The following is a 12,852-nucleotide window of genomic DNA, read 5'->3' as shown; positions in this document are numbered from 1 at the left end:
GAACACGGCGTCTGTCCGACAGTATCTTGGTACTTCCCTGTGACTGTATCCGTATGGACGCCTGTGTTCTCGAGGAGTGGGGCGGATCGCTCTCGGTCGAATCGGTGCCGGACCCCGAGCCGGGTCCGAACGAAGTTCGCGTCGACGTTCGTGCGTGTGGCGTGACGCGGACGATCGAAAACGCGATTCAAGGAGGCCTCGACGACGACCCGTCACTGACGCCGCGGATTCCGGGCCACGAGTTCGCCGGGATCGTCGACGCCGTCGGCGAGGCGGTCGAGGGAGTCACGCCCGGCGACCGCGTGCTCTCGTACTTCTATCTCACCTGCGGCGACTGCGATCGCTGCCGCCGGGGCGAGACGAATCAGTGTACGAACGTCGGCGGCTGGTACGGCGTCAACTGGGACGGCGCGTACGCCGAGCAGACCGTGCTTCCGGCCTCGAACGTCCTTCCGCTCCCCGAGGGCGCGACGTTCGCCGAGGGCGCGATCGCCACCGACGGACTCGCGACGCCGTTGCACGTCTGCCGACGAACGGACGTCACCGACCGCGACACCGTTCTGGTCATCGGCGCGGCCGGACGGATCGGGATCCACCTCTCGCAACTGGCCGCGCTCAGAGGGGCTCGAGTGTTGGCCGCGGAGATCACGGACGAGCGCCTCGAGTACGTCGATTCCGTCACCGGCCCGGCGGTTCAGCCGATCGATGCACGGGGCACCGACTTCGCGAAGCGACTCGAGACGGCGACACCGAACGGCGACGGGCCGACCGTCGTGGTCGACACGGTCGGCGATACGGACACGCTCTCCGACGCCTGGGAGGCGCTTTCGATGGGCGGCCAGATCGTTTCGCTGACCACGCACCACGATCGGTCGTTTGCGCCGCCGCTGAAGGAGTTCGTCGCGTCGGAGGCGTCGATTCTGGGCTCTCGGTACGCCACGAAAGACGAGGTCGTCCGAGCCGCACGGTTGCTCGCCGACGGCCGCATCGACCCCGTCGTTACCGAGCGCGTCGGCCTCGAGGAGGTGCCGGACGTCCACGAGCGCATTCGGTCCGGCCAGAGCCACGGGATGGTCGTTCTCGAGCCGTAAATAGCGGTTCGAGCGACAGTAGCGTCTCAGCGCGCAGGTAGCGGTGGCGGTTTGCGGTAATCAATTGTAACCGACCGCCCGAAACAGGACCGCTTTCATACTGTTGGACAGAACGACGTGAATCCAATCGTTTTGCCGGGGTCGTCACCGTGGGCGAGGACCTCGAATTCACGATCGGCTTCGTATTGACTGCTGTCCGACAGTATCAGTCCGCCCGTTCCGTCTCCTCGACCTGCGTCGGCCCCTGTCTCGTGTCGCCGTCGGCGGGCAGGATCGCGTTCAACACGAGGGCGGTGACGCCGCCGACCAGCAGGCCGGAGCCGACCAGCACCTGCACATCATCGGGGAGCTGTCCGATCGCGTCGGGTCTGACCTCGACGCCGACGCCGAGGACGATCGAGACGGCGATGATCGTCAGGTTCCGACGGGTCAGGTCGACCCGGTTCGCGACGATTCGCATCCCGATCGAGAAGATCATCCCGAACAGCACGATCGCGGCCCCGCCGAGTACCGGATTGGGCATCGCCGCGACGACCGCCGCGACTTTCGGGATCAGCCCGAGGATGACGAGAAAGACGCCACAGATGCCCACGACGAACTTGCTCGCGACGCCGGTGAAGCCGATGAGGCCGACGTTCTGGGAGAAGGACGTGTTCGGAAAGGCGTTGAACAGGCCGGCGAACATGCTCATGAATCCGTCCGCGAACAGTCCGCCGCGCATCTCCCGCGAGGTCGCCGTCCGTCCGACCGTCCCCGTCGTCCCTTCGATGTCCCCGATCGTCTCGATCGAGGTGACGACGTAGGCAAACGCCGCGATCAGGATCGCGCTCGGGTGGAACGCGACGCCGAACTCGAGGGGCATCGGAACCGCCACCCAGCTGGACTCGCCGACTCCAGAGAGGTCGAGGAGTCCGAGCGGGATCGCCGCGAGGTAGCCGAGGACGACCGCGATCAGCACGCTCGAGATCGAGAGCAGGCCGTCGAAGAACTGATTGAAACCGATCGCGGCGGCGAAGACGAGCCCCGCGAGCGCCAGGTTCTCGAGGTTGCCGTAGGTTTCGGCACCCGGACCGCCGGCGGAGTAGTCGATCGCGGTCGGGATCAGGGTCAGTCCGACGAGCATGACGACGGTGCCCGTCACCAGCGGCGGGAAGAACCGCCGGAGATCGTCGTAGAAGTAGCCGATGACGATTTCGACCGGGGCGGCGACGATCACCGCGCCGAAGATCGCGGCCAGCCCGAACGCGTTCCCGATGTCGATCAGCGGCGCGACGAAGATCGCGCTCGTCCCCATCACGATCGGGAGGCGTGCGCCGACCGGCCCGACGGAGTACACCTGGACGATCGTCGAAATTCCCGCGACGAGCAGCGCCATCTGGACAATGAACGTCGTCTCGGCCGGCTCGAGACCGATCGCTCCCGCGATGACGAGCGGCAGTGCGACCGTCGAGAGGAACATCGCCAGCAGGTGCTGGATGCCGAGCGGAATCGCTTCGGACAGCGGTGGTTCGTCGTCGATATCGTACTCGATCAGATCAGCTCCCGAGCCAGTATCGTGCGAATGGCTGTCACTTCCCATGATATGTCTACCAATTAAAATGGGAGTTGATATGTGTTACGGTCAGGTCAGCGATTACCGTACGGAACCGCGAGATTGTACGGATTCGCAATTCATATACCCGTCTAGTTGGACGTTCGTTCCAATGACGGTCCGTGCAGCCGATCCGAGCGAAGCGCGATCGATCCCCTGGGGCCCCATCGGTGCGATCGGAACGGGACTGTTCGGGCTCGGACTCGCCGTCGGCGGCTACGGGGCCTACGTCTCCCTGCTCATCGAGCGCGGGGTCGCGCCGGACGCCGCGGGGTTCGGAATGTCGCTGTTCCTGCTCGGCCAGCTCGTCGCCGTCGTCCCGGCGGATCGACTGACCCGGACGAAACCCGTCGAGTGGGTCGCTGCGAGCGGGCTCGCACTCGCCGGCGTCGGCATCGCGCTCGGCGGCGTCCTCGCGCTCGAAGTCACGTACCTCTCGCGGCTGCTGTTGGGACTCGGGCAGGGGACGGCGTTCGTCGCCGGGATGAAGTACGTCGGATTGCGGACCAGCGGCGCTGACACCGCCACCGCACAGGGGCTGCTCGGCGCGCTGTTCACGCTCGGACTGGCCGTCGGACTGGCGGCCGGTCCCGTCGCGGTTCCCGCGTTCGGTCCAGTCGGTCCGGCCACGGCCGCCGCGGGCGTCGCGCTCGTCGGGGGCGCGGTAACGAGCGGACTGCCCCCCGTCGGCGCGACCGCGCGAACGACGCTCCGATCGTACCTCGAACCGTTCGCATCGGCCGGCGGCCTCGCCCTCGGCCTCGGTAACATGGCGACGTTCGGATTTCTGATCGTCGCGTCGACCTGGTACGCAGAGGTGCTCGCCGGATCCCCGCTTCCGGGGACCGCAGTCCTCGTCGGGTTCGCCCTGGCGACGGTTCTGGGGCGAGGGATCGGCGGCTGGCTGTCCCGGGAGTACGGCGAGCGAGCCACCGTTGCGGGGACGCTGTTCGGTCTCGCCGTCGTGCTCGGCGGGCTGGCGGCGGCGATCGCGGCCGAGTCCGAACCGGGGATCGCCGTCGGACTCGTCCTGACCGGCTTCGGGTTCGGTATCCCCTTCGGACCGCTGTTCAGTCTCGCGTTCTCCGAACTCGCGGACGATCCGGGCGTGACGCTGTCCGGGATGTTGCTCGTCGGCAACGGCGGCGCGTTGGCGTACCCGTGGCTGGTCGGATTGCTGTTGGCGGCCACGGAGAGCTACGCCGCCGGCTTCGCGGCGATGGGGCTGACCGTCGGGATCATCTGGCTGTGCTGGATGCGCTCGATCGGCCGCTGAACTCGCCGGCACGCACACTGCTCGGCTGCCGGCGGCGCTTCCCGTCGTGATCGCTCGTCAGGATAATCAACCATGTGCCCCGGAGAGATCTATAGGTCTGACCGGGACGGTTCAGCATCTTCAGCACACTCGAAACTTTCAGCTCCTTCGAAACCTTCAGCCGCCGGTGATCGGCGGCGTGAGACTCAACTCGTCCCCCGCCTCGAGCGGAACCGTCTCCGGCGCGTCGCGGTCGACGAGGCGGCCGTTTCGAAGGACGGTAACCGTCGTGACGATCCGTCCGTCCTCGAGGAGTTCGCCCGCCAGTTCGGGGTGTTCGCGCTCGAGGCGGGCGAGCGCGTCGGCAACGGTCGGGTCCGAGTCGGCGAGTGTTAACTGGATCGATCGCCGTTCGACCCGGGAGCGAAGCATTCCGAACAGCTTCACTCGGAGCTCCACGGTCGTCACCCCGCGCGCTCGTCGAGACCGAGGGACTCGAGCGTCTCCGGCGTCGGTTTCCCGTCTTCGTCCCAGCCTCTGTAGGCGTAGTACTCGGCGAGCATCGCCGCCAGTTCGTCGGGCGGACAGTGCATGCCGGCGGCAGGCCCGTCCGGAATGGGTTCGTGCAGTACGCGATGAGGAAGCGTGTCCGACTCGCGGTCGGCGACGCCTCGCTCGACGTTGATCAGCCGCTCGAGGTTGTAGATCCGCTCGCCGATGGTTTCGACGTCTTCCGTGGTCAACTCCCAGCCGGTGGCGGCCTGCAGGGCGTCCCGATACCGGTCCCCGATTCGCTTGCCCCAGCCGCCTTCGCTGACGAACCGACACTGGGTGAGCGAGTCGCCGAGCGCGGTGAAGTGCTGGGATCTGGCGGCGAACTCGGCCGTTCCGTCCGTCGTCTCGGCGTGCTCGCCGCCGTACTGGAGCGTCGGACGGGTGTCGTGGTGGGAGCCGCCGCGAGTCGACGTGGCGTAGCCGATGCTCATCCCCTTGAGCCCGCGCGGGGAGTGGGCGGCGAACTCGAGGCCCTTCGCGCCGTGAAGGTAGCGTTCGGCCTTCTCTGGGAGCGACGCTGCGAGCCTGAACGACCCCGCGGCGAGTTCGTCGCCGATCCCCTCTCGAGCGGCGGTCTGACGCGCGAGTTCGACCAGTCCGTCGGCGTCGCCGAACTCGAGATGGGCCGAGTCATCGGCGTCTATGAGCCCGTTCTCGGCGCACTCGCGGGCGAACGCGACGGTGACGCCCCAGCTGATCGTGTCCATGCCGAGTCGGTCGCAGAGATCGTTCGCCTTCATGACTCGCTTGATGTCGTCGACCGCCTGCATCGTAGCGGTGCCAAAGAGGCTCTCGAACTCGGGGATCTTCGCCTGGGTCATTCCTTCGGACTGGACGCTGACGTGTTTCCCACAGCGGACCGCACAGTTGGCACACGTCGTATCCTCGGTGACGTACTCCTCTTTCAACGTCTCGCCGCTGATCGCTTCCGCGAACTCGGGATCGGCCTGCTCGGACTGGTTGTTTCTGACCCCGAGTTTCCCCATCTCGTTGACGGGATTGACGAGGCCGCTGGTGCCGTACTCCTGGAGCATCTCGGTTTCCTCCATCAACGGCTGCATTCGGCTCATCGTCAGTTCGCGGAAGGTCTCTTCCTCGGCGACCTCGGGCTCGAACGATCCCTCTCGGACCGCGACGGCCTTGACGTTCTTCGCGCCGAGGACGGCACCGCTGCCGCCGCGGCCCGCGACGCCCTCCCGGTCGCGGCCGCGGTGGACCAGACACGCGTACCGAACCCGATTCTCGCCGGCGGGGCCGGCCGCGACGACGTGGACGTCGCTCTCGTCCTCGCTTTCTTCGCGCTCGCGGACCGCCTCGCAGGTCTCGTAGGTATCCAGTCCTGCCAACTCCTCGGCCTCCGAGACCGTCGCCCCCTCCTCGTCGACGCAGACGGTGGAGAGTTCCGGGGCCTCCCCGTGGAGGACGATGGCTTCGAACCCCGTCGTCTTCTGGGCGCGGGGGAACGTCCCGCCGAACGTGCTGTCGAAGAAGCCGTTCGTCATCGGGCTGACGAAGCCGACGACGCCGCGACTCGTGCTCTGAAACGGCGTCGCGTTCATCGGTCCGACCGCGAAGACGACCACGTTCGCCGGATCGAAGGGGTCCGCATCGGGCGGGACGTGTTCGTGGACCTGCGCCGCCGCGAACCCGTTGCCGCCGAGCAGCGCTCTCGCGTCTTCGGGCTCGATCCGCTCGCGGTCCGTCTCCCCGGACTCGAGGTCCACGTGGAGAATCTCACCTCCGTAAACGGACGGCAACTCGCTCACGGGGTCCCCTCCATCGATTCGTCGGCGTGGTCGAGCGCGTGGTCGAGCGCGTCGACCGCTTCGTCGATTTCCTCGCGAGTGATCGACAGCGGCGGCGCGATGATCAGCGTGTTGATCATGTTCGCGACGTAGACGCCGCGGTCGCCCGCGCGGGCGGCGACCTCGTCGACGACCGTCGTCCCGGTCGAGATCTTGTCTTTCCGTTCGCCGAACGGGACGCGTTCGTCCGCCCGTTTCGTCAGTTCGATGCCGCGGAACAGCCCGACGCCGCGGGTCTCGCCCACGCTCGGATGGGTCTCCTGTAGCTCCTCGAGGCGGTCTCCGAGGTAGCGGCCGACCTCGTCGGCGCGGTCGATCAGCCCTTCCGATTCGTAGGTCTCGATCGCCGCCAGCCCGGCCGCACACGCGACCGGGTGTCCCGCGTAGGTGTGGCCGTGACAGAACATCTCGTCCTCGAAGTGGGCGGCGACTTCGTCGGTGACGATCGTCCCGCCGAGGGGCGCGTACGCACCCGAGAGCCCCTTGGCCATCGTCATGATATCGGGGGTCACGTCGAACAGATCGGACGCGAACCACTCGCCGGTCCGGCCGAAGCCGCTCATCACCTCGTCACAGATGAGCAACGCGCCGTGATCGTGGGCGATCTCTTTGAGCCGCGGGAGATACTCCGGCGGGGGCACGAGGATCCCGTTCGAGCCGACGACCGGTTCGACGAGCACGGCGGCGACGGTGTCGCCCTCGAGCATGAGCATCTCGTCGATGTACTCGAGGCTCTCCATCGGGTCCATCGTCGAGCCGTAGGCGTACGGATCCGGGGCCTTGATCGCGCCCGGAATACCGGGTTCGGCCATGAGCCGCCGCGGATCGCCGGTGACGCTGATCGAACCGTAGGTCGCGCCGTGGTAGGACCGATAGCGGGAGACGATCTTGTGGTTGCCCGTGTACATTCGGGCGATCTTGATCGCGGCCTCGACGGCCTCGGTGCCGCTGGTCGAGAAGAAGGTCTTGGAGAGCGATCCGGGCGTCACCTCGGCGAGTTTCTCCCCCAGGCGGGCACGATTCTCCGTCGTGTACCCCGGCGCGAAGTACGCCCCTTCGCGGGCCTGTTCCGCCATCGCGTCGGCGACCCGATCCGCGGAGTGGCCCAGGTTCGAACACATCAACTGGCCCGAAAAGTCGAGGTACTCCTCCCCGTCCGCCGTCTCGAACCGGTTTCCCTCGGCACCGACGACCTGCCGCGGCCGAACCTCGTTCTGAAAGGACCACGTCCCGAACACGTGCGCTTTGTCCAACCGTTCGATCTCGTTCAGATCCGTCTCCGATTCGGTGTCGTCTCCCATTGTCGTCTCACAGTAGGCGCTCGAGCTAATCAAAGTTTGGTACGGTGTGACGAGGGGATGCTGTACACACCCCTTACTCCGCCCGGAGACGGTCCGTGGCGGAGTCTGCGTCGGGACCAACATTTATCGGGTCCTACTCCGTTGACTGACTATGGTTGACACTATCATACGTGGTGGAACGGTAGTCACGCCAACTGACACGTTCGATGCGGATGTCGCGATCGACGGCGAACGAATCGCCGCCGTCGGCGATGGAGAATCGATGCCCGAGGCGGATCACACGATCGACGCGACGGGATCGATGGTGATGCCGGGCGTCATCGACCCCCACGTTCACATCGATGATATGTTCTCGTTCGATACGTACGAAACGGCCACGAAAGCGGCCGCGCTCGGCGGCACGACGACGTACATCGACTTCGCCTGGCAGGCCTGGGTCGGCGAGATGAGCCCCTGGGACGAACCCGGAACGCTCCGCGAGGGGATCGAGCGAAAGCGGGCGAAGGCCGAGGAGGCCGTCGTCGATTACGGCCTCCACGGCGCGATCACCCGCGAGGACCGGGCCGTCCTCGAGGAACTCGAGGCCGTCGTCGACGCCGGGGTGCCGTCGATCAAACTGTTCACCGCCTACGAGTTCGGGCTCGAGAACGGGTTCATGAACCGCGTGTTCGAGGCGCTCGCGGATCTGGACGCGTTCGCCGTGTTGCACTCCGAAGACGCCACCATCTGTGACGATCGCACGGCGCAGTTCCAGCGGGAAGGGAAGGGGGATCCGGAGTGGTATCCGCGCTCGCGACCCGACTACGCCGAGGCGATCGCGGCCGACGCCGCCGCGCGGATGGCGATGGAAGCCGGCTGTCGGTACTACGGCATTCACACGTCCTGTCGGAAGTCCGCGGACGTACTGGCCCGCTACCGCGAGCGCTACGGCGAGGAGATGCTGCGCGCCGAAACCTGTACCCACTACACGACGCTCGACGACTCGATCTTCGAGGAACTCGGCAACCTACCGATGATCGCGCCGCCGATCCGGAAACCCGACGACATCGAGGCGATGTTCGAACACCTCGAGGCCGGAACCCTGGACGTGGTTTCGACGGACCACTGCGGGTACACGAAAGAGAGCAAGCAGGTGGACGACTGGTGGGACAGCAAGTTCGGCGCGAACGCGCTCCAGACGAACCTACCGGTGTTTCACGACGAGGCGGTTATCGAACGCGGATTCTCGTACCCGTTCCTGGTCCGGGTCCTCTCGCGTAATCCCGCGCGGATCTTCGGCCTGCCGGGGAAGGGAACCCTCGACCCGGGAACGGACGCGGATATCGTGGTCTTCGATCCGAACGAGACGTACGCGATCACCGCCGAGGAGAACGCCTCGGTCGCGGACTTCTCGATCTACGAGGGCCGCGAGGTAACCGGCCGCGTCAAACAAACCTTCGTTCGCGGCGAACTCGTCGCCGACGACGGCAAGATCGTCGCGGAGAACGGGCACGGACGGTTCGTCGAGCGCGAGTCCACCGATTGGGCGTTCTGAACGGCCGGTTTCCCAGCTTCCCGGTTTCCCAACTTCCCAGTTTCCCGGTCTCCCGGTCTTCCTCACTCCTCGAGGCCCGCGACCCGAACTACCGCGTTCGCGAGCGTATTCGCCGCCGCGTAACAGTCGTCCCAGCTGGTGAACTCCTCCTCGGAGTGGCTCTTGCCGTTCTCGCTGACAGCGAACACCATGCTCGTATCCGTAACCTTGCTCAGGTGGGCGGCGTCGTGGCCCGCGCCGCTGTAGAGTTGCATGCTGTCGTAGCCGAGGTCGTCCGCGCTCGTCTGGACCGCGTCGATACACCGATCGGCGAAATCGACGCTCGCCGATCGCATTCGCTTTTCTACCTCCCACTCGACGCCCTCCCGTTCGGCGGCGGCCTCGATCTCGGCCAGCGCCCGCGCTTTCGCCTCGTCGACGATCTCGTCGGACGGATCTCTGAATCCCCAGGTGAAGGTTACCTCGCCGGGAATGATGTTGATCGAGTTCGGGTCGACGTCGAGATAGCCGACCGTCCCGACGGTTCGATCACCGAGCGAGCCCGGAATCCGGCGGATGCCGGTGATCACGTCGGCCGCCGCGACCAGCGCGTCCGACCGGTCGTGCATCGGCGTCGGCCCGGAGTGGTCCGCTTCGCCGGTAAACGTCGTCGCCCCCCAGTAGAAGCCGACGACGCCGGTCACGACGCCGACGTCCACGCCCTCGAGTTCGAGGTACGGCCCCTGCTCGATGTGGAGTTCGAAGTAGGCCTCGTAGTCGCGGGGTTCCGCCGGGACATCGCCCAGGTACCCGATCCGTTCGAGTTCCTCGCGGACGCTGTTCCCGTCCTCGTCGGTCCGCTCGTACTGTGTCTCGAGGTCCAGTTCGTTCGTCCAGACGCCGCTGCCCTGCATCGCCGGCTGGAACCGGGATCCCTCCTCGTTCGTCCAGTTGACGATCTCGATCGGACGTCGCGTCTCGATCCCCTCATCCTCGAGCGTTCGGAGCAACTCGAGCGGGGCGACGACGCCGAGCGCCCCGTCGTAGATCCCGCCGTACGGCTGGGAGTCGAGGTGGGAGCCGACGAGCACCGGATCGGCGTCCGGATCGGTCCCGTCGCGGCGTCCGAACATGTTCCCGAACTCGTCGATCCGGATCGAGAGGTCCAGAGCCGCTAACTGCTCCGCGAACCAGTCGCGGATCGCCTTGTCCTCGTCCGAGAGCGCGAGTCGGTGGAGCCCGCCGCCTTCGGTCGCACCGATTTCGGCCTGTTCGCGCATCGTCTCGACGAATCGTTCGCGTTCGATAGAAATTGCCATGCACTATTATCAGACAGACTCTCCTTAAGTGTTATCTCGCCGCGGCTCTTCCCGGTTGTCGGCGTAATTGGTGGCCGGACGAAACTATTTGCCCTTTCGGGAGAGTGTAGTCCTATGAACGTCATACACACCGCACTGTGGGTGTCCGATCTCGAGCAAACGACCGAGTTCTACGAGGGCGTGCTGGGACTCGAGTACCAGTCTCAGTTCACCGGCGACGACGGCGTCGTCAACTACTACGTCGGGACGGAGGACGGCGCCGAACTACAGTTCAAACACGACCCGGACGACGACGGCGCCGTCTCGCCGGAGGGAATCGACCACGTTGCCTTTTCGGTCGACGATACCGACGCCGAGTTCGAACGCATCGTCGACGCCGCCGATCCGGCCATCGTCGCCGAACCGATGACGGTCGAGGCGGCCGACGCCCGCGTGGCGTTTCTCGAGGATCCGGACGGCTACGTCGTCGAACTCGTGCAGTCGATCTGAGTTTCCACCGATGCAAATCGCGGCCGGTGGGAGTCCGTGTACATCGCTTAGCGGATACTATACTTTGCTGGCTGATAGCTGTAATATGGGTGATGTTACCACGAACCTCGGCGAGTAGATTTAAGTGGTCAAACTTCGCTGAGGTACGTATGACTAACTCCTTGATATCTCTGCTCGGAAGTACGAGTTCGACGGAAACGAGCGAGTCCGAGACGGACGAGAACCAGGAGCCGACCGGGGCCGGGTCCGCGGGGCTCGATACGACTGATTGGCAGGACGAGGGGGACGGGTTGCTCGGTCCCAACGGTGACGTCGAACGTGTAAACGGCGACAGTCCGTTCGGTGGTGCGACGGCCGAATCGATCATCATTAGCTTCCTGCAAGGGTCCAACGACCCGATATTCGTCGTCGACGCGGAGGGAACCTTTACGCACTCGAACAAGGAGTGCCGGGAACTGTTCGGTCGCGTTCCCGGCGAACTTCCCGGCGATAACCTGTTCGACTACGACGAGGCCGACAACAGCGTCATGCGGGAGGTCCTCGACACCGGCGAGGCCATCCAGAACCTCGAGGGCGTCGTCGAGGCCGACGGCGAAACGATTCACGTCAGCCGGACGTTCTTCCCGCTGTTCGACGCGACGGGCGAACTCGCGGGGGCGATCGAGATCAATCGCGACGTCTCCGAACGGGTCAACGCCGTCAACCGCCAGGAGACCTTAGAGCAGTATCAGACCTACCAGAACGAGGTCGTCGACGCCTTCCAGGACTGGACGAACCGTCTCAGTCAGGGCGACTTCACAGTCGAGCCGGCGGTTCCCGAACCGGAGGCCGACTTCGAGGAGGTTCGGGACGCTCACGAACGCTTTTCGACGATGGCTGCGGACCTGGGGACAGCCATCGAGAACATCCACGACGCGCTGGTCGACGCCCGACACACCGCCGAAGAGCTGGCCGATATCAGCGACGATCTGATCGCTGCGGGCGAAGAGACCACGTCCGCGACCGACGAGATCGACGAGGCCAGCGACGCTGTCGACGAGATGGCGGTCGAGCAGGCCGAGCAGGCGACGATCGCCGAGGAGAACGTCACGAACCTCTCGTCCGCGGTCGACCGCATCTCGGAGAACGCCGAGGCGATCGAGCGGCGCGCCGCGACGGCCAGCGACCGAACCGAAGAAGGCGTCGAAGACGCCGAGACCGCCCTCGAGAAGATTCACGAGGCGATGGAGGCGTCCGAGACGAACGTCGAACACGTCCGGTCCTTACAGGGGCGAATGCAGACCATCAGCGAGATGGCCGAACTGATCGCGGATATCGCCGATCAGACCAACCTGCTCGCGTTGAACGCCAACATTCAGGCGGCCCACTCCGACGACTCCGGCAACGGGTTCGCCGTCGTCGCGAACGAGATCAAGGGGCTGGCGGACGAGTCCAAGGAGACCGTCGCCGAGATCGCCGACGACATCGAGAACCTCCAGTCGGGCGTCGAAGAGACGATGAACGCGATCGAGCGAAGCAACCGGACGGTACAGACGGGTGCCGAGGCCGTCGAGGGAGTGGTCGACCACATCGAGGATATCGAGGTCGCCGTTCGGGAAACCGACCGCGAAATTCAGGCGATCGCCCGCACCGCGGAAGAACAGGCGGCGAACACCGAAACCGTCGAGGATATCGTTCGAGACCTCTCCGAACGGAGCGACGAGATCGAAGCGCGGATGGCTGCGGTCTCCGCGAGCATCGAACAACAGACCGCCACCGTCGGGCAGGTGGTCGACATCTCGGAGGCGATCGACGACATGGCGGCCGAGATGGAGGGGAGCCTGGCCGGTTTCGAACTCGAGACCGACGGGACTGCAGCCGGTTCCGGTGCCGGATCTGGGGCCGGGACTGGCGTTTCGGCCGTTCGCTGATACGGTCTGCTGTACCGATGTCT

At 65.6% G+C, this 12,852-nt stretch carries 10 protein-coding genes; 5 read left to right on the top strand and 5 right to left on the bottom strand.

Annotated elements, in window-relative coordinates:
- Positions 1-53: 53 nt before the first annotated feature.
- Entirely contained in the window at positions 54-1,091 is a 1,038-nt protein-coding gene (locus GS429_RS11210; protein WP_160065447.1) for an alcohol dehydrogenase catalytic domain-containing protein, read from the top strand.
- A gap of 205 nt (positions 1,092-1,296) precedes the next feature.
- Here GS429_RS11210 and GS429_RS11205 read toward each other — a convergent pair whose 3' ends face one another.
- Positions 1,297-2,670, bottom strand: coding sequence for a uracil-xanthine permease family protein (locus GS429_RS11205; RefSeq protein ID WP_160065446.1), 1,374 nt, complete (start codon positions 2,668-2,670; stop codon positions 1,297-1,299).
- Between the two features lie 124 nt (positions 2,671-2,794).
- Here GS429_RS11205 and GS429_RS11200 point away from each other — a divergent pair, with 124 nt between their 5' ends.
- Positions 2,795-3,958, top strand: a complete 1,164-nt coding sequence (locus GS429_RS11200; RefSeq protein ID WP_160065445.1) for an MFS transporter — start codon at positions 2,795-2,797, stop codon at positions 3,956-3,958.
- Positions 3,959-4,114: 156 nt separating this feature from the next.
- Here the strand turns inward: GS429_RS11200 and GS429_RS11195 are convergent, their stop codons facing one another.
- From GS429_RS11195 to GS429_RS11185, 3 genes are read right to left on the bottom strand one after another with little or no spacing between them, the layout of a single operon-like run.
- On the bottom strand, positions 4,115-4,396 hold the full coding sequence (locus tag GS429_RS11195) for a ubiquitin-like small modifier protein 1 (protein ID WP_201294003.1): 282 nt from the start codon (positions 4,394-4,396) through the stop codon (positions 4,115-4,117).
- 5 nt (positions 4,397-4,401) lie between these two features.
- A complete protein-coding gene (locus GS429_RS11190; protein ID WP_160065444.1) occupies positions 4,402-6,258 on the bottom strand; it encodes an aldehyde ferredoxin oxidoreductase family protein in 1,857 nt (618 codons plus the stop codon).
- Positions 6,255-7,598: an aminotransferase family protein gene (locus GS429_RS11185; RefSeq protein ID WP_160065443.1), complete on the bottom strand. Its 1,344-nt coding sequence runs from the start codon at positions 7,596-7,598 to the stop codon at positions 6,255-6,257. The genes GS429_RS11190 and GS429_RS11185 overlap by 4 nt, the downstream gene beginning before the upstream one ends.
- 151 nt (positions 7,599-7,749) lie before the next feature.
- Here GS429_RS11185 and GS429_RS11180 point away from each other — a divergent pair, with 151 nt between their 5' ends.
- Positions 7,750-9,132 (top strand): dihydroorotase, encoded by a 1,383-nt coding sequence (locus tag GS429_RS11180; protein ID WP_160065442.1) that lies wholly within the window; start codon positions 7,750-7,752, stop codon positions 9,130-9,132.
- A gap of 62 nt (positions 9,133-9,194) precedes the next feature.
- On the opposite strand, the gene GS429_RS11175 is transcribed toward GS429_RS11180, so the two are convergent.
- Positions 9,195-10,430 carry a Zn-dependent hydrolase gene (locus GS429_RS11175; RefSeq protein WP_160065441.1) on the bottom strand — a complete coding sequence of 412 codons (1,236 nt, stop codon included), beginning with the start codon at positions 10,428-10,430 and terminating at the stop codon, positions 9,195-9,197.
- Positions 10,431-10,544: 114 nt separating this feature from the next.
- On the opposite strand from GS429_RS11175, the gene GS429_RS11170 reads away from it, so the two are divergent.
- Together GS429_RS11170 and GS429_RS11165 are read left to right on the top strand one after the other, a co-directional pair.
- Positions 10,545-10,919 carry a VOC family protein gene (locus GS429_RS11170; RefSeq protein WP_160065440.1) on the top strand — a complete coding sequence of 125 codons (375 nt, stop codon included), beginning with the start codon at positions 10,545-10,547 and terminating at the stop codon, positions 10,917-10,919.
- A 149-nt stretch (positions 10,920-11,068) separates the two neighbouring features.
- A complete protein-coding gene (locus tag GS429_RS11165) occupies positions 11,069-12,829 on the top strand; it encodes a methyl-accepting chemotaxis protein (protein WP_160065439.1) in 1,761 nt (586 codons plus the stop codon).
- The last annotated feature ends 23 nt before the right edge of the window (positions 12,830-12,852 follow it).

The sequence above is a fragment of the Natronorubrum halalkaliphilum genome (genome assembly GCF_009834785.1).
GTDB classification, from domain to species: domain Archaea; phylum Halobacteriota; class Halobacteria; order Halobacteriales; family Natrialbaceae; genus Natronorubrum; species Natronorubrum halalkaliphilum.
Note: the sequence above shows the minus strand (reverse complement) of the source record. Positions and strands in the feature narration are given on the sequence as shown.